The organism is Mesorhizobium loti, assembly GCF_013170705.1.
Taxonomy (GTDB): domain Bacteria; phylum Pseudomonadota; class Alphaproteobacteria; order Rhizobiales; family Rhizobiaceae; genus Mesorhizobium; species Mesorhizobium loti_D.
The window spans coordinates 2,561,577-2,586,585 of the sequence record NZ_CP033334.1 but is presented as its reverse complement, the minus strand read 5'-3'; the positions used below and the strand labels follow the sequence as shown (position 1 = coordinate 2,586,585).

At 60.8% G+C, this 25,009-nt stretch carries 23 protein-coding genes and 3 tRNA genes; 21 read left to right on the top strand and 5 right to left on the bottom strand.

Annotation, left to right across the window (positions count from 1 at the left end):
- Positions 1-14 precede the first annotated feature (14 nt).
- The 3 genes from EB815_RS12695 to EB815_RS12685 all read left to right on the top strand — a co-directional run bounded on the left by EB815_RS12695 (position 15) and on the right by EB815_RS12685 (position 2,594).
- Positions 15-767, top strand: a complete 753-nt coding sequence (locus EB815_RS12695; protein WP_244493934.1) for a GGDEF domain-containing protein — start codon at positions 15-17, stop codon at positions 765-767.
- A 506-nt stretch (positions 768-1,273) separates the two neighbouring features.
- Positions 1,274-1,540: a hypothetical protein gene (locus tag EB815_RS33575; protein WP_244493933.1), complete on the top strand. Its 267-nt coding sequence runs from the start codon at positions 1,274-1,276 to the stop codon at positions 1,538-1,540.
- A gap of 325 nt (positions 1,541-1,865) precedes the next feature.
- Positions 1,866-2,594 (top strand): hypothetical protein, encoded by a 729-nt coding sequence (locus EB815_RS12685; protein WP_155772542.1) that lies wholly within the window; start codon positions 1,866-1,868, stop codon positions 2,592-2,594.
- 200 nt (positions 2,595-2,794) lie between these two features.
- On the opposite strand, the gene EB815_RS12680 is transcribed toward EB815_RS12685, so the two are convergent.
- Positions 2,795-2,869 (bottom strand) — tRNA-Thr (locus EB815_RS12680).
- 153 nt (positions 2,870-3,022) lie between these two features.
- On the opposite strand from EB815_RS12680, the gene EB815_RS12675 reads away from it, so the two are divergent.
- The 9 genes from EB815_RS12675 to yacG all read left to right on the top strand — a co-directional run bounded on the left by EB815_RS12675 (position 3,023) and on the right by yacG (position 8,630).
- Positions 3,023-3,199, top strand: coding sequence for a hypothetical protein (locus EB815_RS12675; protein WP_081295154.1), 177 nt, complete (start codon positions 3,023-3,025; stop codon positions 3,197-3,199).
- Positions 3,200-3,328: 129 nt separating this feature from the next.
- Complete coding sequence (murA, locus tag EB815_RS12670) at positions 3,329-4,621, top strand: UDP-N-acetylglucosamine 1-carboxyvinyltransferase (protein ID WP_056565913.1); 1,293 nt, start codon at positions 3,329-3,331, stop codon at positions 4,619-4,621.
- 178 nt (positions 4,622-4,799) lie between these two features.
- Complete coding sequence (locus EB815_RS12665) at positions 4,800-5,231, top strand: DUF2948 family protein (RefSeq protein ID WP_056565911.1); 432 nt, start codon at positions 4,800-4,802, stop codon at positions 5,229-5,231.
- 7 nt (positions 5,232-5,238) lie between these two features.
- Entirely contained in the window at positions 5,239-6,531 is a 1,293-nt protein-coding gene (hisD, locus tag EB815_RS12660; RefSeq protein WP_056565908.1) for a histidinol dehydrogenase, read from the top strand.
- Positions 6,532-6,537: 6 nt separating this feature from the next.
- Complete coding sequence (locus tag EB815_RS12655) at positions 6,538-7,023, top strand: UPF0262 family protein (RefSeq protein WP_056565905.1); 486 nt, start codon at positions 6,538-6,540, stop codon at positions 7,021-7,023.
- 47 nt (positions 7,024-7,070) lie between these two features.
- Positions 7,071-7,481, top strand: a complete 411-nt coding sequence (locus EB815_RS12650; protein ID WP_056565903.1) for a low molecular weight phosphatase family protein — start codon at positions 7,071-7,073, stop codon at positions 7,479-7,481.
- Positions 7,482-7,568: 87 nt separating this feature from the next.
- The gene (gene infA / locus EB815_RS12645; RefSeq protein ID WP_006200926.1) at positions 7,569-7,787 is read left to right on the top strand and encodes a translation initiation factor IF-1; all 219 of its coding nucleotides are present in this window, start codon (positions 7,569-7,571) and stop codon (positions 7,785-7,787) included.
- A gap of 22 nt (positions 7,788-7,809) precedes the next feature.
- Positions 7,810-8,436: a Maf-like protein gene (locus EB815_RS12640; protein ID WP_056565900.1), complete on the top strand. Its 627-nt coding sequence runs from the start codon at positions 7,810-7,812 to the stop codon at positions 8,434-8,436.
- The gene (gene yacG / locus EB815_RS12635; protein ID WP_056565898.1) at positions 8,433-8,630 is read left to right on the top strand and encodes a DNA gyrase inhibitor YacG; all 198 of its coding nucleotides are present in this window, start codon (positions 8,433-8,435) and stop codon (positions 8,628-8,630) included. The genes EB815_RS12640 and yacG overlap by 4 nt, the downstream gene beginning before the upstream one ends.
- Before the next feature lie 99 nt (positions 8,631-8,729).
- Here the strand turns inward: yacG and EB815_RS12630 are convergent, their stop codons facing one another.
- Entirely contained in the window at positions 8,730-10,100 is a 1,371-nt protein-coding gene (locus EB815_RS12630; protein ID WP_056566327.1) for an alpha-glucosidase/alpha-galactosidase, read from the bottom strand.
- Between the two features lie 408 nt (positions 10,101-10,508).
- On the opposite strand from EB815_RS12630, the gene EB815_RS12625 reads away from it, so the two are divergent.
- The 6 genes from EB815_RS12625 (at position 10,509) to EB815_RS12605 (ending at position 17,598) form a co-directional block, all read left to right on the top strand.
- Positions 10,509-10,584, top strand: a tRNA-Phe gene (locus EB815_RS12625).
- 212 nt (positions 10,585-10,796) lie between these two features.
- On the top strand, positions 10,797-11,999 hold the full coding sequence (locus EB815_RS12620) for a tyrosine-type recombinase/integrase (protein WP_065005683.1): 1,203 nt from the start codon (positions 10,797-10,799) through the stop codon (positions 11,997-11,999).
- Positions 12,000-12,389: 390 nt separating this feature from the next.
- Positions 12,390-13,316 carry an aminotransferase gene (locus tag EB815_RS12615; protein ID WP_348625445.1) on the top strand — a complete coding sequence of 309 codons (927 nt, stop codon included), beginning with the start codon at positions 12,390-12,392 and terminating at the stop codon, positions 13,314-13,316.
- A 3-nt stretch (positions 13,317-13,319) separates the two neighbouring features.
- Positions 13,320-16,337, top strand: coding sequence for a DEAD/DEAH box helicase (locus EB815_RS12610; protein WP_245303388.1), 3,018 nt, complete (start codon positions 13,320-13,322; stop codon positions 16,335-16,337).
- A 76-nt stretch (positions 16,338-16,413) separates the two neighbouring features.
- Positions 16,414-16,860 (top strand): hypothetical protein, encoded by a 447-nt coding sequence (locus tag EB815_RS33570; RefSeq protein ID WP_245303387.1) that lies wholly within the window; start codon positions 16,414-16,416, stop codon positions 16,858-16,860.
- A gap of 300 nt (positions 16,861-17,160) precedes the next feature.
- A complete protein-coding gene (locus tag EB815_RS12605; protein ID WP_155767376.1) occupies positions 17,161-17,598 on the top strand; it encodes a transposase in 438 nt (145 codons plus the stop codon).
- 63 nt (positions 17,599-17,661) lie between these two features.
- On the opposite strand, the gene EB815_RS12600 is transcribed toward EB815_RS12605, so the two are convergent.
- Both EB815_RS12600 and EB815_RS12595 read right to left on the bottom strand, forming a co-directional pair.
- Entirely contained in the window at positions 17,662-18,594 is a 933-nt protein-coding gene (locus tag EB815_RS12600) for an AbiV family abortive infection protein (RefSeq protein ID WP_081295152.1), read from the bottom strand.
- A 5-nt stretch (positions 18,595-18,599) separates the two neighbouring features.
- On the bottom strand, positions 18,600-21,788 hold the full coding sequence (locus EB815_RS12595) for an SIR2 family protein (protein ID WP_171883286.1): 3,189 nt from the start codon (positions 21,786-21,788) through the stop codon (positions 18,600-18,602).
- A gap of 546 nt (positions 21,789-22,334) precedes the next feature.
- On the opposite strand from EB815_RS12595, the gene EB815_RS12590 reads away from it, so the two are divergent.
- Entirely contained in the window at positions 22,335-22,586 is a 252-nt protein-coding gene (locus EB815_RS12590; RefSeq protein ID WP_065005665.1) for a helix-turn-helix transcriptional regulator, read from the top strand.
- 85 nt (positions 22,587-22,671) lie between these two features.
- The gene (locus tag EB815_RS12585; protein WP_065005664.1) at positions 22,672-23,862 is read left to right on the top strand and encodes a tyrosine-type recombinase/integrase; all 1,191 of its coding nucleotides are present in this window, start codon (positions 22,672-22,674) and stop codon (positions 23,860-23,862) included.
- A 106-nt stretch (positions 23,863-23,968) separates the two neighbouring features.
- Here EB815_RS12585 and EB815_RS12580 read toward each other — a convergent pair.
- A tRNA-Ile gene (locus EB815_RS12580) sits at positions 23,969-24,044 on the bottom strand.
- Positions 24,045-24,178: 134 nt separating this feature from the next.
- Here EB815_RS12580 and EB815_RS12575 point away from each other — a divergent pair.
- Positions 24,179-24,889, top strand: coding sequence for an SIMPL domain-containing protein (locus tag EB815_RS12575; RefSeq protein ID WP_056578449.1), 711 nt, complete (start codon positions 24,179-24,181; stop codon positions 24,887-24,889).
- The last annotated feature ends 120 nt before the right edge of the window (positions 24,890-25,009 follow it).

Genomic DNA, 25,009 nt, shown 5'->3' with positions numbered 1-25,009 from the left:
CAGGAGATCGGCCGATGACGAGACCAATGGCGACCACCACTGCCCAGGCCTGGAAGCACGTCGCGTGGCTGACGTTCCTGGGAACCGCCGGGAGCCTCGGCCTTTCCCTTGGACTGAACTACCTGCTCCTGTTCAGCGACACGCTAACGCCGTTCGCCCGCAGCATGATCACCGCGGGACTGCTGCCGGTGATCATCGGCCTGCCGCTTTTCGCGCTGATCGGCTGGAACCGGGTCGAAATCCACCGCTACCGCCAGGAACTCAACAAGTCCGGGACGTATGACAGGCTGACGGGCTGCCTGAACGGGCCGGTCTTCACGTCGATGATTGAACGACGGGCCGCCAGGCGATCGGGACCAGGACCACGCTCGGGCGCCTTCCTGATCATTCATCCCGAACACCTTCGATCCATCAACATGCGCTTTGGCCTCGAATGGGGCGACGAGGCCTTGCGGCTCATCGTCTCGACCATACAGTCGTCGGTGCGCGAGGAGGATCTGGTCGGACGCATCGGAGCCTCGATGTTCGGGGTTTTCCTCTCGGGCGCGACGGAAGCAGAGGCCAAGGAAGTCGGCGAACGTATCCGGACGCGTGTCGCACAGGTCTACTTCGCGCCAAAAGGCACCGAGGATGCCCTCACCATAAAGGTCGGCGGTGTGATGTTGGAGAACGAGATGGAGTTCTCGGACATGTTCCGGTCCGCCGAACAACACCTGTCCGACGCGCAGGATGACGCCGGGTTCGAACTGACGCATATGCACAGCTGACAACGGCCGGGGCGCCAAGGCAGGCCGATTCAAGAACCAGGAAACTGGTTCTGCGAGAATATAGGAAACGGCCTTTCCGCCCATTGGCGAGCCGGGATGATCCTGTCAGGCGAGCCCACGCTCCAACCTCGTAGCGGCCGACGACGACGCTTCCGTTGGTGGTGGCCTCTGCGTCTGCACCGAGCTTGGCATGCGTCCGCCGAAGACCGCCGCCACCATGCGAGTGCTGAAGCCATTGTCGCGGATTGCCATTGCGGCGGTCCCGGCGCTCCAGCGGTATGCTTCAAGAGTGCGTCCCACGCCATTCAAGGTGCTCTGTCTGCCGTGGAGCGCGTGGTTCAGGTCGGGAAGGCCCGGGCCATTTCGGTCGCAGGAGACCTCAAGGCTGGAATGACGGCTCTCGATGAATCGCTGCCTTATCGATTCGTTCAGATTGCCAATACCCCGCTGGAGCCCAACATTGACAAGTTGAAGGAGCGCTCACGGGCACAGAACGTTTGTGACGCATGGGATATTCTCTGGCCGAGATCGAATCGTCGAGACGTCAAATACGTAAAAGGAAATACTGGCCGCTCTTGGCGACCTGCCGCGGCAGTCCGACTGAAGTTGCCGGCGCATTTCTAGCCGATTACGCATTCGCAACCAATTCAGCAGGCGTCACCCTGGTCTCCATGTTCAAGAAGAAGCACCTCGATTTCAATCTGCTGCGATTGGAGAACCATCCAACGCCCGAGCGGCCAAATGCCATCGCCGCCGCGCTCGCCATGGCCTGAAAGACTGATCAACTCGCGGCCTGCCGAGGTCTCCAATGAGGCGCGAAGCGGCCATTGATTGCGGATCGCGGCTATGCATCGAGCACAAGCGCATCCTCGACGTTGAACCCAAGCCATCCTGACAGGCTCACCGATCGATTCCTTACAAATTCGTAAGGAGCGGTTCATGCGAACGGAGGAAGCTGGCTAACAAAAAATGGTGCGAATTCACGTGCGTAGCAGCCTGCTGGTTGCTTCGAGAACGTGTTCGAATTCGCCCCTTGGTCGTTGTTCCCGTGGCCGGTCGGGGGACTTGGCTTGGAACATATCACCGGAGCCGGATCGCGTGATTGTCGAGTTATTTGGCCCTGCCGGGTCGGGCAAAACAACATTTGCACATGCACTTCAGCGCCGTCTGCAAGCTCAGGGCTACGTTGCGAAAGTCGTGCTTTCCTATCAACCCGGTGCCCATTCCACACCATTTGACCCTGGCGGGCTTTGGTACGCTTTCCAGCGTGTTGTCAGGGCGATACTGCGAACGGCCGCGTTTGCCTTGCGTCCCTTGAACAAGGCGGATGAACTCAGGCTGACAGTCAAGCTGGTCCGAACTTTAACGCCGAAAAATCCGATTTGGTTGATAAGGTTCAGCCGCTACATCCTTGCTCTATCAGTGGCTTGGCAGTATTCGGTCGGCGATCGGGAAATTGTGATTTTCGATCAGGGTTTCATTCAGGCCGTCTGCTCTCTTAGCCTGTTTAGCGGAGTTGCGGACACGGCGTCACTGGCAACGGTCCTGGATCTGATACCCACTTCGGATCTTGCGATAAGTGTGGACGCCGCCGAACCATTATTGTCGAAACGGCTGAAGGACCGGCTCTTTCATCAGAGCTATATGGAGCGGCTGTTCGAGGCAGATCCGAAAACCAACTTGCAATCGATACCAATCATCCACCGGGTAAAAAGCCTCCTTCTCGGCAAAGAGAGATCAACATTAAGCATCGACATGTCCGATGAACGCAGCCTCCAGGAGGCTGTATTTCGCGTCGAAAGAGAGATTGCCGAAATGCGTGGCTAGGATCGTTTCAGGTCAATCAAGCGGCCACGATCTCAAGGCAGGTGCAGGTAAGGTAATCACGCCGCGGGGTTGCGAGAACGCAAGGGAGCAAAGTCCGTGGAAATTCCACCGGCAAAATGCCGTGCTGCGCCTTCGTCCGCCTGCCAGTGCCGGGAAAAAGTGACCGGCAACGACATCACATTGAAACTGGTTGGAAGAACTGGTGCTGCGAGAGAGGATTGAACTCTCGACCTCTCCCTTACCAAGGGAGTGCTCTACCACTGAGCTACCGCAGCCGCTGATGGCGGGGCTTCTGCCATATCGAACCGGTAAGCGCAAGGCCAAGAACAACGCTTCTGTGAAAGCCTTTGCCGGATAGCTTTCAATGACATGGCGGCGCCACAATGTTGGCTATCCCTGAACGACAGGCCGCCGGCCGGGACGGGACGATGAGCGACAAGACGATATCACCGAAAAAGGGCGGCACGGACCGCAAGGACCGGCTCGCCGAGCAGTTGCGCGCCAATCTGCAGAAACGCAAGGCGCAATCGCGCTCGCGCCGTACAGGGGAAGCCGACCAGAGGCCGGATGGGCTCGGCACGGCCAGGGAAATACAAAAAGATTAACTCAAATCGGCCACTCTTGGACCGGAGCGGGCGAAATCCTATTTCTTGAACCAGATTGGCCAATGGTCTAGACGGGCCGATACTCAAACGATTGAACCGGCCTTTTTGAGCCGAGAGGGACGTTCTTCCATGGATCGCATCAGAATTGTCGGCGGCAACAAGCTCGCCGGAAGCATTCCGATCTCGGGCGCGAAAAATGCCGCCTTGCCGCTGATGATCGCCTCGCTTTTGACCGACGACACGCTGACGCTGGAAAACGTGCCGCATCTGGCCGATGTCGAGCAGCTGATCCGCATCCTGGGCAATCACGGCGTCGACTATTCGGTCAATGGCCGCCGCGAGAAGCAGAATGAAGGCTATTCGCGCACCATCAATTTCTCCGCCCGCAACATCGTCGACACGACGGCACCTTACGAGCTGGTGTCGAAGATGCGCGCCTCGTTCTGGGTGATCGGCCCGCTGCTGGCCCGCATGGGCGAAGCCAAGGTGTCGCTGCCCGGCGGCTGCGCCATCGGCACGCGCCCGGTCGACCTGTTCCTCGAAGGCCTGCAGGCGCTCGGCGCCGATCTCGACGTCGACACCGGCTATGTCATCGCCAAGACCAAGAATGGCCGCCTGGTCGGCAACCGCTATGCCTTCCCGAAAGTCTCGGTCGGCGCCACCCATGTGCTGATGATGGCGGCATCGCTGGCCAAGGGTGAAACCGTGCTGGAAAACGCCGCCTGCGAGCCCGAAATCGTCAACCTCGCCGAATGCCTCAACGCCATGGGCGCGAAAATTTCCGGCGCCGGCACGCCGACCATCACCATCGATGGCGTCGAAGCGCTGTCGGGCGCTCGGGTGCGCGTCATTCCGGACCGCATCGAGACCGGCACCTATGCCATGGCCGTCGCCATGACCGGTGGCGATGTCGTGCTCGAAGGCGCGCGTCCCGAACTGCTGCAGACCGCGCTGGACGTGATTTCGCAGACGGGAGCCGAGATCACACAAACCAATTCCGGCATCCGCGTGAAGCGCAACGGCGCCGGCATTTCGCCGGTCGACGTGACGACCGCGCCCTTCCCGGCCTTCCCGACCGATCTGCAGGCGCAGTTCATGGGCCTGATGACCATGGCCAAAGGCAAGTCGCGCATCACGGAGACGATCTTCGAAAATCGCTTCATGCATGTGCAGGAACTGGCCCGGCTCGGCGCCCACATCACGCTTTCAGGCCAGACGGCGATCGTCGACGGCGTGGCGAAGCTGAAAGGCGCGCCGGTCATGGCCACCGATCTTCGTGCTTCCGTCTCGCTGGTCATCGCCGGCCTTGCCGCCGAAGGCGAGACCACCGTCAACCGCGTCTATCATCTCGACCGGGGCTTCGAGCGGCTGGAGGAGAAGCTCTCCAATTGCGGCGCGGTGATCGAGCGGATTTCGGCGTAGCAAGGGCGACCCTGCCTTCGGCGCTGGCGATTTGCGAAAGCAGATGTTGCATCCAATCTCCCTCCTTGCGGGGGAGATCGGCAGCTTGACCGGTCGCAGCTCCCTTGGCGCGGTTGCACGGATCGCCAAGACCGCCTAACAGAAGGGCTGAACCGTCAACTTCAGGTGCAAATTCCGCATGGCCCTCAAGCTTATCGCGCTCGACGACCAGGATCTGAGCATCGTTTCGGCTCATGTCCAGGACGCCGTCCTGAAAGTCAGTGATCTCGAATACCTGCCCTCGGCCAAGCGCTTCGTGCTGACCATGAACCGTTTCGTCTGGGAGGCGAAGTCGGGCCTGTTTCGCCAGCACAATGAGCGGCGGCAGGCCGTTCTGCATTTCGATCGGGTGCTGGGCGCCAAGACCAATGGCATTGCCCGCGACAAGCCCGCCGAGGTGCTGTCCCTGCTGGCGATCAGCTTCATCGAGATCAGCAAGCCGGCAGGCATCGTCGAGCTGATCTTTTCGGGCGGCGGCACCATCATGCTCGATGTCGAATGCATCGAGGCACGCCTTGCCGATATTGGCGGCGCGTGGGAAGCCACGTCGCGTCCCGTCCACAAGGCTTGAGCGCCCCATGGCCATCACGCTTCGCCAGTCCGATGCCGATTTCGAGCAGCGTTTCGCCTCCTTCCTGACGACCAAGCGGGAAGTATCCGCCGATGTCGAGGCCGCGGTGCGCGCGATCATCTCTCGGGTGCGCGCCGATGGTGATGCGGCGCTGATCGACTATTCCAGTCGCTTCGACCGCGCCGACCTGAAAAGCGTCGGCATCGCCGTATCGAAAGACGAAATCGCCAGTGCCTATGATGGCGCCGACGCACAGACGATCAAGGCGCTCGAATTCGCGCGCGACCGCATCCGCGCCTATCATGAACAGCAGCTTCCGAAGGACAATCGCTATACGGATGCCGCCGGTGTCGAACTCGGCTGGCGCTGGACGGCGATCGAAGCCGTCGGGCTCTACGTGCCGGGCGGCACCGCAAGCTATCCAAGCTCGGTGCTGATGAATGCCATACCGGCCAGGGTTGCCGGCGTCGAACGCGTCGCGATCTGCGTGCCCGCCTCCGGCGGCGCCATACCGCCGCTGGTGCTTGTGGCGGCCGACATCGCTGGCGTTTCCGAAATCTATCGCGTCGGCGGCGCCCAGGCGATCGCTGCCCTTGCCTATGGCACCGAAACGATAAGGCCGGTGGCCAAGGTCGTCGGCCCCGGCAATGCCTATGTCGCGGCAGCCAAGCGGCAGGTTTTCGGCACGGTCGGCATCGACATGATCGCCGGCCCCTCGGAAGTGCTCGTGGTGGCCGACGGCAACAACGATCCTGACTGGATCGCCGCCGACCTGCTCGCCCAGGCCGAACACGATGTATCGGCGCAATCGATCTTGATCACCGACGATCCGGCCTTCGGCAAGGCAGTCGAACAAGCGGTCCAGCGCCAGCTGCAGAGCTTGCCGCGCGGCGAGACCGCGGCTGCGAGCTGGCGCGATTTCGGCGCGGTGATCGAGGTCGCGACCATCGAGGCCGCGCTGCCGCTGGTCGACCGCATCGCGGCCGAACATGTCGAACTGGCCATCGACGATGCCGAAGGTTTCCTGTCGCGGATGCGCAATGCCGGTGCCGTCTTTCTCGGCCGCCACACGCCGGAAGCCATCGGCGACTATGTCGGCGGTTCCAACCACGTGCTGCCGACGGCCCGCTCGGCGCGCTTCTCGTCGGGCTTGTCGGTGCTCGACTTCGTCAAGCGCACCTCGGTGCTGAAACTCGGGCCGGAGCAGTTGCGTGTCCTGGCGCCGGCGGCGATCGCGCTCGCCAAGGCGGAAGGGCTCGAGGCGCATGGGCGCTCCGTCGCCATACGGCTGAATATGTAGGCTGAGATGACGGGCCCCGATCAAACCCGCGCAAAGCTGATCGATGTCGAACTCGATGAATCGATCGGCCGTTCCACGCCCGATGTCGAGCACGAGCGGGCGGTGGCGATCTTCGACCTCATCGAGGAGAACAGTTTTCAGCCCGTCAACGACAGCGGCGCCGGTCCCTACCGGTTGAAACTGTCGCTGGCCGAGCAGCGTCTGGTTTTCGCCGTGGCGCGCGAGGACGGTACCGCGGTGGTCACCCACATCCTGTCGCTGACGCCGCTCCGGCGCATCGTCAAGGACTACTACATGATCTGCGAAAGCTATTACGACGCCATCCGCTCCTCGACGCCGAGCCATATCGAGGCGATCGACATGGGCCGGCGCGGTCTGCACAATGAAGGTTCGCAGACTCTGATGGACCGGCTCTCCGGCAAGATCGACATCGACTTCGACACGGCGCGACGGCTGTTCACGCTGGTCTGCGTGCTGCACTGGCGGGGCTAGCCCTGGTACCCGGCGCCCTGCCCCGCTCGATCCTGTTCCTGTGCGGCATGAACGCCGTGCGCTCGCCGATGGCCGAACAACTGGCGCGCCGGATGCTGCCCGCCACCATTTTTGTCGCCTCGGCCGGCGTGCGTGCCGGCGAACGCGACCCGTTCGTCGACGCCGTGCTTGCCGAGGAGGGCCTCACGCTGGGCGAGCGTCATCCAAGGACGCTCGACGATCTCGAGGACGACTATTTCGACCTGATCGTCACGCTGGCGCCGGAGGCGCACCATGCCGCACTGGAGCTCACGCGCTCGCTCGCCGTCGAGGTCGAATACTGGCCGACGCAGGACCCAACCGGTGCCAGCGGAACGCGCGAGCAGATCATGGCGGCCTACCGCGACGTGCGCGAGCGGCTGAAGTTGCGCATAAGCCGGCGTTTTTTGCCTCCGGAAGCAAAAAACGCGACGGATTAAGCGTGTTCACAAGCGCTCGATTATCATATAGGTTCCGCCGAAATTCCGGCCTGGGCGCCGGAACTGCCATCCAAGCAAAGGTATCGAATGCCGAAGGAAGAAGTCCTCGAGTTTCCGGGTGTCGTGACGGAATTGTTGCCCAACGCGATGTTCCGGGTAAAGCTCGAAAACGAACACGAGATTATCGCCCATACGGCCGGCCGCATGCGCAAGAACCGCATCCGCGTACTGACCGGCGACAAGGTTCTGGTCGAGATGACGCCATACGACCTGACCAAGGGCCGCATCACCTACCGCTTCAAGTAAGATCAAGGCCGACTGGTCCGCGATGAGCATTTTGCAGAAGCTGGTGCTTGCCTCGGGGTCGCCGCGCCGCATCGAACTCTTGCAGCAGGCCGGCATCGAGCCGGACCGGATCCTGCCAGCCGATATCGACGAAACGCCGTTGCGTGCCGAGCATCCGCGTTCGCTCGCCAAGCGGCTGTCGAAGGAAAAGGCCGAGAAGGCGTTCGCATCGCTGAAGACCGAGACGGACTATGCGCCAGGCTTCGTGCTGGCCGCCGACACGGTGGTCGCGGTTGGGCGGCGTATCCTGCCCAAGGCCGAAACGCTCGATGATGCCGCCAACTGCCTCGGCTTGTTGTCCGGTCGTTCGCACCGTGTCTATTCCGGCATCTGCCTGATCACGCCAGGCGGCAAGCTGCGTCAGCGGCTGGTCGAGACGCGGGTGCGTTTCAAGCGGCTGCCGCGCGAGGAGATCGACGCCTATGTCGCCTCGGGCGAATGGCGCGGCAAGGCCGGCGGCTATGCCGTCCAGGGCCTCGCCGGCACCTTCGTCGTCAAGCTCGTCGGCTCCTACACCAACATCGTTGGGCTGCCGCTCTATGAAACGGTGGCGCTGCTGTCGGGCGAAGGCTTCAAGATCCATCAGAGCTGGCTCACCGCACGGCCATGAACTCCGACTCCAAGGTCACGCCGCTACGCCGAAAGCGCCCCTGCCCCGAATGCGGCAAGCCATCGGCGCGCGACACCTTTCCGTTCTGCTCGACGCGCTGCAAGGACATCGACCTCAACCGCTGGCTGAAGGGTGCCTATGTCATCAAGGCACGCGACGACGAGGAAGAGCCCGACGCCGACGAGCCGAAATAAGGCCAGGCCATCGGCACGGAGCCAGTGGCGGTTGATCACATGCAAAGGGAACGTCAGTACAAGCGCCGTCGGTGAGGTCTTTCCCGCGGTTGCCTTTGATCAGGCCGCGTGCGTCTTGCGGCTTGTCCGCGCCCAGGCCGGCAGCCAGTCGCCATGGGCCTCCAGGAGATCATCGACCAGCGACCCGATCTGGTCGAGATCGAGCTCCGCCGCCGTGTGCGGATCCATCATTGCCGCGTGGTAGATGTGCTCGCGGTTCTTGCTCACCAGCGCCCGCACCGTCAGTTCCTGGACATTGATGTTGGTGCGGATCAGCGCCGTCAGCTGCGGCGGCAGGTCGCCTATATAGGTCGGCTGGATGCCAGAGGCATCGACGAGGCAAGGCACCTCGACGGCACAATCGCTGGGCAGCGAGGTGATGCAGCCATTGTTGCGGACATTGCCATAGATCACCGACGGTTCGCCGGTCCAGACCGAATTCATGATCGAGGAGGCATATTCCGAGGACTGCTCGACCTCGATGCGGTCGGCCGAACGATAGGCTTGCGCCTGGCCCTTCCAGCGCTCGATCTGTTCGATGCAGCGCTTGGGATATTCATCGAGCGGGATGCCGTATTTCTCGATCAGGTCGGGGCGGCTTCCCTTGATGAAATAGGGCGTGTATTCGGCGAAATGCTCCGAGCTTTCGGTGACGAAATAGCCGAGCCTGGTCAGTATGTCGTAGCGCACCTTGTTGGGGCAGCGCGGGTTCCAGCCGGTTTTTGGCGCGCGGCCTTCGCGATAGGCGCGAACGAGATCCGGATAGAGATCGCGATAGGAACCGTCCGGCTGGCGATGCTCGAATTTCAGATAGAACGACATGTGGTTGATGCCGGCCGAGCGATAGCGGATCTCCTCGTAGGGAAGATCGAGATCGTGCGCCAGTTCCTTCGCCGTGCCCTGCACCGAATGGCAGAGGCCGACCTGCCGGATGTCAGGGTATTTCTCCGATATCGCCCAGGTGTTGATCGCCATCGGGTTGACGTATTGCAGCATGATCGCCTGCGGGCAGACGGCGAGCATGTCCTCGCAGATCGCCCACAGATGCGGCACGGTTCTCAAGCCGCGCATGATGCCGCCGACGCCGAGCGTGTCGGCGATGGTCTGGCGCAGGCCGTATTTCTTCGGCACTTCGAAGTCGGTCACGGTGCAAGGCTCGTAGCCGCCGATCTGAAAGGCGACGACGACGAAGTCCGCACCGACCAGCGCCTTGCGCTGGTCGGAATAGGTCTCGGCCCTTGCTTTCACGCCGAGCGTCGCGATCAGCTTGTTGACGACGACAGCGCTTTCTTCCAGCCGCTGCGGATTGATGTCCATCAGCGCGATTGTTGCTCCCGACAAGGCCGGTCGCTGCAGCACGTCGCCGACAATGTTCTTCATGAACACCGTCGAGCCGGCGCCTATGAATGTGATCCTGGGATTTCTTGCCACGCCACTCTCCGGCATAAGTTCAGGCTTGATGCGGCCTCGACTATGCCGCGTGCAAGCCGCCCCCGTCCAGCCTGGGCGAACCGGACGACAGCCTGCGGGCGCTGGACATCGCGCTTTCGCCTGCTGAACTCGAGTGCGAGCTCGAGCGCATGGTCGCGCCCGACGCGATCGGTGAAGAATGGCAGCACCGGGACGGAGGCTGGCTGGCGACAAGGGGCCGGACCTCAGGCCATTCCGGCGATGAAAGCGCCGAGGAAGCCGCCTTTCGACGGCATCTCTTTTCCTACCAGAAATCGACAGCTGGGCGCTGGACAGGCCGAATTCCCGTGCTATAACCCACGCGCTTTCAAGGGGCGCCCGTGGCGCCCTCATGAAATCCGGTTCACGAGAATTCGTTTGCCGGAACAGGCCCAGATAGCTCAGTTGGTAGAGCAGCGGACTGAAAATCCGCGTGTCGGTGGTTCGAATCCGCCTCTGGGCACCATCCCCCCTTCTCCCGACTGTCTCTTTCGCCGAAGCATCTACGCTTTTGTCTCGGCAAATGTCTGAAATCCTTGGTGATTTTTGCACGCAAGGCGCGGTTGGTCGTGTTTTGTGGAATTTCGGCGTAGTTGGTCCAACGAGGCGGAGGGCTGGTATTTTCGGTGGTATTGGAGATCCTGATGGTATCGATGCAGCCAAATGGAGCTCCCGAAAATGGCGCTTTCCGACGTAAAATGCCGAAATGCCCGACCCGCTTCAAAGCTCGTGAAATTGTCTGACGGTGGCGGGCTCCAGCTTTGGGTTCAGCCTACCGGATCTCGCCTATGGCGCCTCGCCTATCGTTTTGGCGGCAAGCAGAAGCTTCTGGCGTTGGGCAGCTATCCGCTCATCTCCCTCGCTGAGGCACGCGAGGCGCGCGATACCGCCAAACGTATCCTCCTACGTGGCATCGACCCCGCCCAGGAGCGTAAGTCACAAAAGGCTTCGGCAGAGGACACCTTTCGCTCAATCGCGGAGGACTATGTCGACAAGCTGAAGAAGGAGGGTCGTGCCGACCGGACCATCACCAAGGTCAAATGGTTGCTCGACTTTGCCCATCCAACGTTGGGGGACAAAAGCGTTCGGGAGATTGATCCGGCCACAATTCTTGCCGCTCTCCGCAGCGTGGAGGTTCGCGGTCGATACGAGTCGGCCAGGCGACTGCGCTCCACTATCGGCAGCGTGTTTCGATATGCAATCGCAACCGCACGCGCCGATACAGATCCGACGATCGCCCTGCGGGGAGCACTCGTCGGTCCAACGGTCACGCCGCGCGCCGCCGTTACCGATCCTAAGGCCTTGGGAGGCTTGCTGAGGGCGATCAATGCATTTGACGGGCAGCCTACAACCCGAGCCGCCCTAAGGCTGATGGCCCTGCTGTTTCCCCGCCCCGGCGAGCTGCGCGCGGCCGGATGGGACGAGTTCGATTTCGAAAGCTCGGTGTGGAGCATCCCTGAAGGGCGCATGAAAATGAGACGGCCGCACCGCGTACCTCTCTCGAGGCAGGCCGTCGGGGTCCTGACCTCACTTAGAGAAACCTCTGGTGGTGGCACGCTGTTGTTTCCCAGTGTTCGATCGGGCTCGCGTCCGATTTCCGACAACACCCTTAACGCCGCCCTGCGCCGCATGGGCTACGGTAAGGAAGAAGCTACCGCGCACGGTTTTCGAGCAACGGCATCAACTCTGCTAAACGAATGCGGAAAGTGGCATGCGGACGCCATAGAGCGGCAACTGGCCCATGTTGAGAACAACGACGTTCGTCGCGCCTACGCCCGGGCAGAGCACTGGGAAGAGCGAGTAAAGATGATGCAATGGTGGGCCGATTATCTGGATGAACTCGAGCGCAAAAACGCGCGGGTGAAAATTACCGACGGTTGAAGATCCCAAAAACTGGGCGACTTATGGTCTGGCAAACCCGATGACCAAGACGAATCGTGATTTGAAGCGCTACGCCACTGTACTGAATTAAATTCTGCGAGAGGGTGATCCTCCCGCTTTTCGGGACACATTAACACTGCCCAAGGTTCCATGCCTTGGTCGAGACTTGCGCGGCCATTCGCTCCGTCATGCCAAGTAGCTGCGCCGCCCGCCACGGTCTGGCGATGAATCTGTCATCGCGGTCACATGATCCCTACCAACGCTTGTGGCACCCGTAAATTTGGTCTGGCGCACATCTTCTTTTAAGCGTCAGAGTATTGTAAACGCGGCAGAAATAACTGCGTTGGGGCGCAAACAACAATGCACGACTGCGGACCGCCATCCAGGGCGATGGATCGATGGCTAGAACCTTATTCAACAGTCGAAGGGACCTATGGTCATCTTCTGCTTGAAGAAAAAGAGGACAGAAATCGGAACCTCGCTTCCGCTCTTGTTCCATATTTTGAGTCAGCCCACCGCGACGCCCGCGAGCACTTTGCTGAACAGATAGGGATCGACCTCCATCCAGACGCAGAACAGGACGACGTCGATGACGCGGCACTGCTGTATCCCGGATGCCTTCCCATGACCGCCAAGCGGGGCCTTTTCGGAGAGGTAATCGCAGGGCTGGTCACCGAGCAATATGAGTTTGTGGGCAAACACAAATGGTCGATCCCGATTTTTCTGTTTCGCTATCATGCTGATGTAGAAAAATATCTGTTCGATCTTGCTCGCGATGCGGCTCGCGTCAGAGCTGTCTTTGGACGCTTAGGCTCCGATTTTCTCGGCATATCTCTCGACCACGACGGCGCGGTTGTTCGGCTGATTGTGGGGGAAGCGAAATGGCGCGAAACGCTTAATAGGAGCACCGTCGACAACTTGATGTTGGGCGACTGGAAAGTACGAAGATCAACTGGAGAAAGGTTCCGCAAGGGTGGCGTTTGGTTTGAAATCAACCGCGACCTTCCCGTTCCCCATGGTGTGCGCCAGCTTCAGCGCCTTCTCTCGGAACGCGACCGGGATGGTTATGCAGCAGCAATTGTTTCTCTCGACAGGGCATTGGTACTGCGCAACCCGGTGCCCATCCCGCGGACAAACTTGATAATGATCGCCGGTGATGGCGCCGCGACCAGGGAGCCTCGGTCGGCCTTGATCGGATGGGAGGAAACGCCTGCAGAGTACACGTCGCCCAACGACCTTCAAGTTGTCGAACTGATCTTAAACCGCGGGGCCGCGCTGATCGACCAAATCTACGACCTTCTCTGGGCAGAGGACTAGTCAGTGGCGGAACGAGATGAAGAACGCCTCGGGATAGCCAACGAGGTGAGGCTCGAGATCGGCGTGGAAAACGTGCTTTCCTCTAGGCAGGCACGTTCCTTTGTGCGTTGCCTCCAGACGGCTTGGCAGGTACCGGTGATCCAATGGGGCGATCCGGAATCCGGCTCAGAGCTCACCGATGCCCGCCGGCTGCTGCATGTCGCTGAGATCTATCGAGAGATAGAAGGCAGCGCCTCGGCTGGTGCAATAGAATGCTATCGGAGGGCCGGCGAGCTTCTCGAATGGCTCACCCGATCGAATGACCGAACCCGAAGTGTGGCGCCGATTGAACTTTTTGCCGCCGCTGCGTATCAGTTGGGCGGCCTTCCGGCGATGGCGAATGGCTTGCTCGCACAAAAAGCAGGTGAGGATGAGGGGTCCCGGCTCTACGCCAGCTTCCTGCGTGCCGACTTCGACGAGGTTCTGGCTATCGCCGCCTCATTCTGGCAGCAAAACTCGGAACTGACCGACCGCGAGGCCCCTCGGCGGCTGCTCGAGGATGATGGAGAAGGCCGGATCGCGTGGTACTTCACCGTTGAACTTGTCCGAAGTCTTGGCCTCGTTGCCAACGCCTTGCGACGAGGACAGGCCGATCGCCTCGCCCGCGCAATCCAGAAACTCGACGCATTGGAAAAAATGGCGACGCGGACGTTCAGCGAGGACACGTCGCTACTGATAACGCTCGCGCGGGCGGTGGCCCACAGCTACACCGAGGCCTCAATTTACCTACCGGTGAATGAGCTGGCCGCCCTTAACCCCGCAAGGGCGCCGCGCCTCGCGCGCTTCGCCCGCGGGCAATATAGCCGTCGCCGAGGTATCTTGTGGTCGTCGCAGCGCGCCGGCCTCTCCCGGCTCTTGACCGATTCATCGTTCGCGCTGTGTACCCCCACAGGCTCCGGGAAGACCCTTGTCGCCAACCTTGCTCTTGTAAAAGAACTCCTCATCCCAACGGGTCTCGCCTCCTCCCCGCTCGCCCTCTACGTCGTGCCATCACGGGCATTGGCGGGAGAAGTGGAAGCGAAGCTCAAGAGCGAACTTGGCGATGACATGATCATCACAGGCCTCTATGGGGGCACCGACTGGGGAATTACCGACTATTGGCTGGAAGCTGAAACGCCTACCGTCCTTGTTGCGACCGTTGAGAAAGCGGAGGCCCTGATGCGATTTGTCGGACCTCTTTTGGTCGCGCGGCTGCGGCTGTTGATCATCGACGAAGCCCATCAAGTCGTTGCCGAAAACAACACCCGAACCAAGGCCGACCTGGCAGAACATAGCAATCGTGCCATTCGGCTCGAAAGCTTCGTTTCCCGGCTATTGGTGCGGGCTCCCCACATAGTTCGCATCGCCCTTACCGCTGTCGCAGGCGGCGCAGCACTTCCAGTGGCCAAATGGATCGAAAAAAGGAACGACGCCACAGCAATTGGGACACGCTATCGCAGCACGCGCCAGTTGATCGGGGTTCTGGAGACGAACCCGAATGCGTCGGATCGGATACTGCTTGATGTGATGAACGGAAAACCTCTGTCCGTCCGCGGACGCGATGCGCCCGTCTATCTGCCTTTGCGCACACCAGTCATGCCCGTACTGCCGAGGCTTATGCGACAAAGCCTTTACCGCTTCAACCAAACGAGCGTCTTGTGGACGGCGCTGCATTTATTGGAGACGGATCGCCGCATCCTGATCTCAGTTATGCAAGAGCCGGAGCTGACCATGCGCTGGTACGTTGAGGCGTTTCAACTTCCCGACTGGGCAAATATTCCCGCTTTCACGCCACCCGAAGGCCGAGCCGGTGAACTTTTCCAGGAGGCGCGTGCCGCGGCCGCCGATTACTGCGGCGCCGAATCCTACGAGGTCGCCCTGCTCGACAAAGGCATCGCAACGAGCCACGGGCAGATGCCTCAGCGCCTTAGGCGGTTGATGGTCGATCTCATCGATAAGCGCATCTGTCCGATCACGGTCGCGACGGCTACGCTGACGGAAGGGGTCAACCTCCCATTCGACATTATCTTGCTGACCTCGCTGAAGCGGCGGTCATTCGATCCCTTAACAAACCAACCTGTCGTGGCACCACTTCCAACGGCGGAATTCCGCAACCTGGCCGGAAGGGCAGGGAGACCCGGCGCCTCTAGCGGGATGGAAGGTATGACCCTCATTGCAATCCCACAGGCCAATTCCAGCAAGACGGCATCCGAGCAGCGGTTGCAGACTCGGCAACGGCGGGAATTGCAGGCGGATTATAATACTCTCTTGGTCAACGTCCTGCGAGACGAGCGAGAAGCAGCGGCTGTGCAAAGCCCTCTGGCCCTGTTGCTGACTGCAATCCGCGAGCGGGCGGCGGCCATTGGCATTGGCGCAGACGAATTTCTGGATTGGCTCGACGCGATAACCCCAAATGCCATAAGTGTTAACGCTGGCGTCGCAGCCACCACGTCACGGGCCCGGTTAGCAGACAGTGTCGATGAGCTCGACGGTTTTCTCCTGACGGCACTGGAGGAACTGGGCCATGATGACGTGGCCGACATGGATGGACCACAGGCCGAATCCTATTTGATCGCCCTATGGCAACGGACTTTCACCAGCGTTGCCGCAGTCCAGGAAGCATGGATGGAGGATGCTTTCATTCGTCGAGGCCGGGCAATTATCGAGACCATCTATCCGGATTCCGATGAACGCGAGCGACTATATCAATACGGTTTTACGCCTTATGTCGGCCGCCGTTTTGAGGCGATCGCCGTTGAAATTAAGCAGCTACTGGCGGACGCTACCGAATACGGCGACGCTGCCACCGCGGAACGCCTGCAGGCGGTTGCTGGCCGACTGGACTGGCGTCCTCGCCTGGTGGTTACAAGGTCCCGACGCGCCGGCACCCATTCCGGCCGCTCTTCGCAGCTGGCAGCGTTTTCTCGCCGACAATCTGGAATTCCGTCTCGGAACCGTTATCGGTGCCGTAGTCGCCCAAGCATGGTCGAGCGGTGCCGATGATCCCGCCGCTGTCCCCTCGCTCGAAGATTGGCGAGCAACCACGGGCCTGCCCTGGTTTGCCTTTTGGGTCCGTGAGTTGCTTCGCTGGGGTACGTTAGATCCATTCGTCGCATTTGCACTGGCACAGGGTTTAGCGAAAACCCGTGACGCCGCCGCCGTAAGACGGGCTGACTTTGAGCAATGGTTGGCAGCGTCAGGCTACGGTGCCGATTCCGAGAACAAGATTGATCCTCAGCTATACCTGGAATGGCAAAGTAGTATTCGACGCGATGAGAGCGATCTTTTTGACGAGGAAGCAGACGAAGCTACGTTGGTTGGAACCGATGGTCGGAATAGGCGCTATTCGGTCATTCCGGTACCTTCCGATGACGCAATCAATTGGCTGGATCCGTCGGGCTTCATACTTGCGAGAACGAAGGGAAGAGAAGAAGGTCTTTCCTCCACCTCAAACCGCGACGATTTTGAGCTTATAGTTCGTCCCAGACGCGTGACTGTCTCGCGCATCTTCATCTCACCGCAATGACGTCTGAGTTCGATGGCGGGCGGTCACGACTCATTTGGCGGAGTTAGCGGCGCGAGCGGCATGTGGCGGCGCTTGTCGGGATCGATGCGTGCAGTTCGTGCATCATTGGGCTCGCGAGCTAATCGCGCGTGGCCACGATGTGCGGCTGGTGCCGGCACAGTATGTTAAGCCGCATCTGAAGCGGCAGAAGAATCATGCTGCAGAGGCGATCTGCGAGGCCGTGACACGCCGACGATGCGCTTCGTGCCGGTGAAGTCGCCTGAGCAACAGAGTGTGATGATCTGCACCAGGTTTTGATTGATGCTCGACCGCCAGAGCACCGAATCGAACGCACTGCGGGCGCACCTACCCGAGTTCGGGGTCCTGGCGCCGATCGGGCGTAATGGAATTGAGCAACTTCTCGTGGTCATCAACGACGAGAACGATGCCAGGATACCGGCCGACGCACGGCTTTGCCCGAGGATGCTTGAAGCACAGCTTCGTGTCGTGAAGGAACAGATCCTCGAAAACGATCGTCGGGTCCGTGCGAGTGCGCGAGAGACCGAACTGGGTCGCAGGTTGATGGAGATTCCGAGCGTTGGCCCGCTGCTGGCGAGTGCGTTCGTTGCGACCGTCGCCGATCCGCACGCATTCAAGTCGGGGGCGATGCCTCTCGGCTTGGATCGGGCTCGTGCCGAAGCAAAACTCGAGCGGGGTAAAGAGAAGCTCGGCAGCATCTCAAAGGCAAGTAATCGCTAACTGCGCCAGCTGCGAGGAGTATCTGGCTTGCCGCCTGATGACGGCCCGTCCTCCGGCCCTCGCCTAGCGACGCTCGATCTTGTTCTCGGGAAGGCCGAGCTGGCGTTCATAGGCGACGATGTTCAACATCATCCGCTCGAATTCCCACGGGAAGTGCCCTAGGATCTCGGCCATCAGCTCGCCTGCCAGGATGGTGAGCTCGCGCGCACGAGGCTCGCCGATCCTCTCGGTCGGCGTGACGGCGCGCCCCTCCGCCATGTCGACATAGAGGCACTGTTGCCGTGTCTTCTCCAGCTCGTCGCTCTCGGCCTCGTGAAGCACGCGCCGGACGGTGTTCTTCCCCAGAATGCGCTCCAGTCGGGCGTTGACCAGCGCGCCGGACATGACGCTGATGAAATGCTTCTTGCGATGACTCTTTTCGACGACTGGGTGGCGGGCGATCGGCAACGGCGCGTCGAGATAGATCAGCTCCTCTGCCAGCCGCGTGAGCTTGCCAACTTCCTCGATGACGAGGATCGACATGAACGCCGCCATCGGGAAGTTGCCGCGATGGAAGAGCTCGCAGGCATCCGTCCAGAGCTTTTCGACGTAAGCGATGAGAACCCCGTACTGCTCAAGCCGCTCGGGAAAGGTATTCGCTGTGAGCAACGAAGCCTGCGTGTTGAAAGCATCGGCTCGCTCGGCGAGCAATCTGGGGAAGCGTCTTGCGCCATCCTTGCGCGCGAGTTCCTTGTAGATGTCGCCGTTGTCCGGGTCGTGGATCAACTTACCGCGCATCTCCACCATGAGGCGTTCAAGAACGCGACGGTCCGCAATCAGCATCCGGGATAAGCGTGCCTGCTGCACGAACGCGAAATAGTCGCCCTCCGGCGCGGAGCGCATGACCTCCATCACGGACAGACGGCCCGCAACGATCTCTTCGACCAGATCTTTGAGCGCCGCCATGGCATCCGTGTCGGGCGCGGCCGGTTCCATTTGTACTGTCTCGGTCGCCATCGCCGCTACATCAACAGGCGGTAGTCATAATTCGCCTCGCCAAAATTTTCCATCAAACGCCCGATGCGCGCGATCTGACCGGACGTCTCGAGGGTGGCCGGTACCTGGGTGTAAAGATCGAAGCTGTTCCAGTTCATCTTTGACAGGCCGAGGATCTCGGTCGCCAGCGTCTGCAGGTCGGTCGTACCTGCGTGCCGGCGGATCCGCAGCGGCGCGGGGATGCGCCGCTTGCCTTGGTAGTAGCGCCAGTTGTTGCGTATCGCCGCGGCGCTGCCATGCACCCAAAGCAGCGCTTCCTGGTCGCCTATTGGAATGACGGTCCCTCGGGCAACCGGGAACTTGTCGACCTCAAGCTTGCCCGAATACATCTTGGAATTCACGTAGCGGAATGCATCGTCGACGGTGATCTCAACCATATCGACCTCAGCTATACCGGCGAGACCCTCAAGCAAGCCTTCGCGCTCGTCCCGCCGGAATTCGAAGCGCTTATGGATGATGATGCGGCGAGGCAGGGCGCTACGAGCCTCGAAGAACAGCTGGCGAATGGATTCGCCGACGCGCCGCGCATCGTCGCGGGACAGGAACGCGTTGCGCTGGCGGCGGTCGAAGCTCGGGTTCTCGACCTTGCTCAGACGGTACTGCAGGCCTTGGCCCTGCTGGTTGAAGATGTGGCTGCAGCCGAGCACGACTTTGCGGCCGTGTGGGCCATGACGGTCGATGCTCGTACCGAGGCCGACATAGGCGGTATCGGCGCCTGCCGCCTGCAGGACGAACGGGGTGCGGAAGCTCTTCGCGTACAGGGCTAGCGACAGCCACCACCGGATGCGGCAGGTCTGCGGATCGGTCAGGGTATCCTCGTCGAGGAATTGCGTCGCGATGCCTTTGCGGGCGCAATAGGCCTTGACGAAATCATGCAGGTCGAAGCGTTCGTTGTCGGTCTCGAAGGAGCGCCAATTCGCCCAGCGAAGCGGCGTGACGATCAGGATGACGTTCACGCGCTGTGCGCTGCGTAGTTCATCGATGGCCTGTATCACAGCACGCGCCGCGAAACGGGTACCACGCTCCTTCGTCAGGTCCGGGGACGGCTCATCGGGCGCGCGCCATGACAGGTCCTGCGGTCGGGGGATGACGAGGGGTAAGCCGAATGCCTGCGCGAACCCCGGAAAGTCCAGGAGGTAATCCTTTTCCGTTTCACTGGGGCTTGCCGCTTGCTCCAGCATGGTGAGCCGCGCGGCCGTGGCAGAGCCCTCGGGCTGTGGGCAGATGACCCCGAGCTTGATGTCGTGCGCCATGCCGGAACGCGTGAGGCTGAAATCGAACGGGCGGTTCGACACCAGGCCCCGCACCGGGTGCGGGTCATTAACCATCCCTGTGTTGCCCTTGCTGGCGAATAGCAGGTTGGGCTCCCTGATCCTGAAACCCTTCTGCACCGATTTCGCCGCGGCCTTCTCGGGTATTGCGGCCTCTCCCGGCGCTGCCACGATCGCCGCCGACACGGGCGCGCGGTCGATCGTGAAGACGAAGCCGCTATCCTCGCTCGGCGGGCAGCTGAACTGAGTACCCTCGCCAAACAACTGGCGGCGCCAGCGTTCGACGGCCGCGTCGAACTTGTCGTTGTGCTGATAGCCGAGAATACCGAGCTTGATCGCCTTCTCGTCCTCCTTCGGGGCCGGCGACCCATCGGCAGCAAGGACCTTCACCGTAGGCTTCAAGACCAGGAACGTGTCCCGGCCGGCGCGACGGATGAACAGCAGGACCGCGTCCTGGACCTTGTAGCTGCGGCCATCGACCTGCCTGCGTTGCGGCTTTTCCGGATCCCACAGCAAAGGTCCCTCCGATGGCAGGCTCCGGGCGCCGGCGATCGCAAGGGCGAGGGAACGCACAAGCAGATGCGTGACCCCGCCGTCCTCATGGCGTAGCTCGCTGATGTCGATCGGGACGCGAATAGGCGCTTCGGCCATAGGATCCGCGAACACCTCATGGATACTGGTCAGGGTGCCAAGCGCCAACACCCTTCCCTTGTAGGGCACGGCCATCAGGTCGCGGCGTTCGCCGATCGCCTCGCGCACCCATCGCCATACGCCCTGCTCGGGCATCGAGGCAGGTTTGAAGGAGTACGCTTCGACCGGGCAGCGGAGCTTGAAGGCCGTGCTCTTGACTATACCGCCGATCGCGCCCGCCGGCACAGTGAAGGGCATCGAGGCCGGCTGTTCCGTGCCCGATTTGGCGATGATGCCGAGCACATCCTCGCGGTCCGCACCACCCAAGGTGGCCAGGGCCAGGCGACGCATGACGTCATCGAAGGCGGCACCCGGGACATAATACGCGGTACGTCCGGCCTTGCGCGCAACGGCGATGAGGCTGGCAACAGCTTCAGGCGGCGGCCCGTCACCGAAGCCGCACCAGTAAAGCACGCCTGTACCGGAACGCGAGTAGCAGTCGGTCAGAGCTTCCATGATCGAGTTGTCTCGGCCGCTATAGCCGAGCACGATGATTGGGGAGGAGATGGACTGGTCGATCAGTGCCTGCCGCAATTCTCTGTCGAGGCGCTGCACTTCGGCATCGGTGTTGCGAAGCGTGTCGTAGCGGTAGTCGCCATGCAGCGCGACGCAGCTCAGTTCGCCGGCGCGGTTGGTGCGGACGATCCTGTTGGTCGAATCGAGCCCGATCTCCACCGGGGTGACGGACGTCTCCGCGAGCGCTCGTGCAATGAGGCCGTCGAAGTTGGTGGTCCAGGCCAGCCGGAACAGGTTGTTCTTGGCTAGGCGCGCAGCGATCCGGTAGCCGCTGCTCAGTTTCGCGCCCTGGATGTGCCGCTGGAAGAACGAGCGGCGATCCTCGATGCGCGGATAGCAGCGGTCGATATAGAACCCGTACTCCCCTGCATCGCCAGCACGCGGGAAGCCCGGCTGCGTATCGAGCCAATCCTGGATGCGTTCCTGGACCATGCCGAGCGACAGCTCGTCGAAATTGCGCTCCATCCCAGGATGGTTTGACAGGAAGATCGATCGCTTCCATTGCCAGATACAGGTCGACGCGGACGGTATTCGCGATGATATCGACGCGCCGGCGCCGAGCAGCAGCATGTGGCCCACTTCGGTGTTGATGGAGATCGAACGGACGAACGCGTCGAGGGGGAGGACGCTTTCATCACGACCGCCGATGCGGCCGAAGGTATGATCCTGGTGATTCATCGTCACTCCGCCGGCTCGAGCAAATGGCCAAATGGTTAGGCAATCTGCGCGATTCCTTCCAGTATTGCCACTCGGAGCATTCTGTTCGAATCGGATTTCATCCCACATCGAAGAATCCGCGGGAGCCCCGCAAGAATGGCAGCAGTAGCCTCGTCGGAATGGCACTCCGAGCGTCGGCTTTCGTCAAGGCGGAACAACAGCTTCTCGCGTCATCCCAAGACCTGTCAGTCCGCTCCCGTGAAGATTTTCGGGCGCCGGCAGGCGTACGAAAGTCCGCTGACGCGACGTCTGAGTAATGGCTCACTGATCGCCAGCTCAGCGAAATGCCGTCCGCCCACTTGCTTCACGGATTGCTCTCCTGCCGGAATGCCCCCGCTCACACGTTGCTGCCGGTTTACGCCGAACGAACTAGTCAGGCCGCTTCCGCTTAACGAGGCTCTTCCTATTTTAGCCACACACGATCTCCTCGCTACGAAACGGCAACTAGGATGTGGCTTTGTGCTTCGATACCCACATGCCCGGAATATCAGGACCGAGGCAGCGTCCATGAAGAGTGACGCAATCTCGTATGCCCCACGAGGGTTATCTCGTGAGGAAGCGGCTCGCTACATCGGTGTCGGATCAACGCTTTTTGACGAGATGGTTGCCGATGGGCGGATGCCGAAGCCCAAGCGCATCAACAGCCGCGCTGTCTGGGATCGTGTAGCCCTGGATATTGCTTTCACCTCGTTGCCGGACAAAGATAGCGGCCTTCAAGAGTTGTTGGAACGAAGCAGGCGGGACGTAGAAAAACGATAGCAACTACGCTCATTGCGTATGTTCCATCGAAAGCAAAACCCGTTCGGTACGGGCAGATCTGAAAGGGTCCTGAAAGGAGCATTTGATGGCTCGTCCATTTAAGGACCCCAGTTACCCTGGGGTATCTTCGCGCCTCAAGAACGGCAAGCTAATCTATCGCTACCGCGCAAGAGGCGTGCCCGAAATCCGCCTTCCGGGTAAGCCCGGCGATCCCGAGTTCGAGGCCGCTTACGAGAAGGCCGCGCAGGGCCAACACAAGAAGGCAGCTATCATCGATTTGCCCGGTCGGGCATTGCCAAAAACTTTTGGGCATGCCGCGCGCCGGCTTGAAACGACAATGGAATGGCTCGATTTTGATGAAGCGACGCAGCGGAAGAATGCGCGACTGATTGAGCGTTTTCTTAATCTGCGGGTCGATCCAAATTACCCACTCACTTGGCGCGATACTCCGGTGCAACATCTCGACGCGGATCGGCTTCGCGCCATCATCGAAAGCATCTTCAGTAGCAACCGCACAGTCGCCAAACATATGCTGGTTGCCATCAAGAAGCTTGTATGGGTCGCGACCGATGTCGAGAAATGGATAAAGCCGCAGGATGATCCTTCACTGTCAATCCGCGTACGCGTGCCCAAATCGACCAAGAACCCGGCTTGGCCAATTGCGATCCGAGAAAAGTACGAGGAGCGGCATCCGATCGGAACGCCGGCTCGGACGTGCTACGCGCTTGGTTTCTGGCTCGGCAACCGACGAGGCGACATCGCTGACCTTGAATGGGATGATCTCGTGACCGAGGAGATCGAACTGTTCGACGGTTCCTTGGCATTGATCGAGGCGTTCGCCTTCCGACAGAAGAAGAACCGAAACCGTCATGGCGGACGGGAGATGTTTATCCCGGTGGTGGACAAACTGGCGGCTGCGCTAGACCCGCTTGACCGCTCGAAGGGTGGAACCGTCTTGAAGAATGGCTATGGCAACCCGTTTTCAGAAAAGAGCCTGACAGGCATGATGCAGCATTGGGCACGACAGGCCGATATTCCTGACGGCTATACGCTTCACGGCCTGCGCCGTACCTTCGGCACCTACCTCGCTGAATGCAACATCCAGGCCCGGGCCATCATGGACGCCATGGGGCATTCCTCCATGACGGTGACGGATGACTACGTGCGTGAGGCCAACAAGAAGCGGATCGCGGTTGATATTGCTCGCGCGATCAACGAGCGCGAGGCCAAACGCGACGCCATGAAGCGACGGGCAAACCTCCGCATCGTCAGATAATCACACCGAGTCGGAACAAACCGGGACCACGGTCCTTGTTTTGGCCCATAATGGACCCAAAACGTTTTGGGCCGAGGGCACTTTTCCGAAATAAAATCAATGGTCATGGTGGGCCCGGAGGGACTCGAACCCCCAACCAAGCGGTTATGAGCCGCCGGCTCTAACCATTGAGCTACAGGCCCCACGCCGGCTGGATTAATGTTTTTCGCATCGCAGCACAAGGCTTTCGCGACGGGCTTTCGCTGATCGCCCAAATCAACCCATAATCGCGCTCTAGGCGACGCTTGCGACCTGATCGCATACCACGGAGATTTTCATGACCAGACATCTTTTGCCCCTCGCGCTCGCCGCTGCAATCGCTTTTCCGGCGATGGCTGGAGCCGCCGATTCGCCGACGCCCGCCCGCATCATCGTGTCGGGCGAAGGCGAAGCGACCACGCCTCCCGACCTGGCGTTGCTCTCGCTCAGCGTCATGCGCGAGGCCAAGACGGCGCGCGCGGCGCTCGATGCCAACAACGACGCCATGGCCGCGGTTATCGCGGCGATGAAGGCGGCCGGCATCAAGGATCGCGACCTGCAGACCGCCGGCATCCAGATCAATCCGCGCTACAACTTCACCAACAAGCCCGACGGCAGCCAGGAGGCAGAGCTCGTCGCCTACCAGGTCACCAACACGCTGGCGGTACGGGTGCGCGACATCGACAAGACGGGCGAGATCCTCGACAAGGCGGTGTCTCTCGGTGTCAACCAGGGTGGCGGCATCTCCTTCACCAATGACAATCCTGATGCCACCATCACCGAAGCCCGCAAGAAGGCGGTTGCCAACGCCATCGCCAAGGCCAAGACGCTGGCCGAGGCCGCCGGCGTCAGCATTGGCCGGGTGCTGGAAATCTCCGACCAGAACATCGCTCCCGCGCCGATGGCCATCAACGCCAAGGCATTCGACGCGGCCCGGTCGGCGGTGCCGACCCAGGCCGGCGAAAACGCCTACAATGTCCAGGTGACCGTCACCTTCGAGCTGAAATAACAGCCGGCTGAAGCAACGGTCATCCGTCGCCGGCAGTGCCGGCGACGGATGATCCGCAGCCGATACGATGCAAGGAAAAAACCCCGCGGGATCGCTCCCGCGGGGTTTTTTCGAGCCGCG

What these genes read in the sequence shown, in the direction of transcription:
- hisD (WP_056565908.1), top strand. Translation starts at nt 5,239, where the DNA reads ATGGCCATCACGCTTCGCCAGTCCGATGCCGATTTCGAGCAGCGTTTC.
- EB815_RS12665 (WP_056565911.1), top strand. Translation starts at nt 4,800, where the DNA reads ATGGCCCTCAAGCTTATCGCGCTCGACGACCAGGATCTGAGCATCGTT.
- EB815_RS12620 (WP_065005683.1), top strand. Translation starts at nt 10,797, where the DNA reads ATGGCGCTTTCCGACGTAAAATGCCGAAATGCCCGACCCGCTTCAAAG.
- murA (WP_056565913.1), top strand. Translation starts at nt 3,329, where the DNA reads ATGGATCGCATCAGAATTGTCGGCGGCAACAAGCTCGCCGGAAGCATT.
- EB815_RS12655 (WP_056565905.1), top strand. Translation starts at nt 6,538, where the DNA reads ATGACGGGCCCCGATCAAACCCGCGCAAAGCTGATCGATGTCGAACTC.
- EB815_RS33575 (WP_244493933.1), top strand. Translation starts at nt 1,274, where the DNA reads ATGGGATATTCTCTGGCCGAGATCGAATCGTCGAGACGTCAAATACGT.
- EB815_RS12615 (WP_348625445.1), top strand. Translation starts at nt 12,390, where the DNA reads ATGGATCGATGGCTAGAACCTTATTCAACAGTCGAAGGGACCTATGGT.
- EB815_RS12575 (WP_056578449.1), top strand. Translation starts at nt 24,179, where the DNA reads ATGACCAGACATCTTTTGCCCCTCGCGCTCGCCGCTGCAATCGCTTTT.
- EB815_RS12695 (WP_244493934.1), top strand. Translation starts at nt 15, where the DNA reads ATGACGAGACCAATGGCGACCACCACTGCCCAGGCCTGGAAGCACGTC.
- EB815_RS12675 (WP_081295154.1), top strand. Translation starts at nt 3,023, where the DNA reads ATGAGCGACAAGACGATATCACCGAAAAAGGGCGGCACGGACCGCAAG.
- yacG (WP_056565898.1), top strand. Translation starts at nt 8,433, where the DNA reads ATGAACTCCGACTCCAAGGTCACGCCGCTACGCCGAAAGCGCCCCTGC.
- EB815_RS12585 (WP_065005664.1), top strand. Translation starts at nt 22,672, where the DNA reads ATGGCTCGTCCATTTAAGGACCCCAGTTACCCTGGGGTATCTTCGCGC.
- EB815_RS12650 (WP_056565903.1), top strand. Translation starts at nt 7,071, where the DNA reads ATGAACGCCGTGCGCTCGCCGATGGCCGAACAACTGGCGCGCCGGATG.
- EB815_RS12640 (WP_056565900.1), top strand. Translation starts at nt 7,810, where the DNA reads ATGAGCATTTTGCAGAAGCTGGTGCTTGCCTCGGGGTCGCCGCGCCGC.
- EB815_RS12590 (WP_065005665.1), top strand. Translation starts at nt 22,335, where the DNA reads ATGAAGAGTGACGCAATCTCGTATGCCCCACGAGGGTTATCTCGTGAG.
- infA (WP_006200926.1), top strand. Translation starts at nt 7,569, where the DNA reads ATGCCGAAGGAAGAAGTCCTCGAGTTTCCGGGTGTCGTGACGGAATTG.
- EB815_RS12595 (WP_171883286.1), bottom strand. Translation starts at nt 21,788, where the DNA reads ATGAATCACCAGGATCATACCTTCGGCCGCATCGGCGGTCGTGATGAA.
- EB815_RS12600 (WP_081295152.1), bottom strand. Translation starts at nt 18,594, where the DNA reads ATGGCGACCGAGACAGTACAAATGGAACCGGCCGCGCCCGACACGGAT.
- EB815_RS12605 (WP_155767376.1), top strand. Translation starts at nt 17,161, where the DNA reads ATGCTCGACCGCCAGAGCACCGAATCGAACGCACTGCGGGCGCACCTA.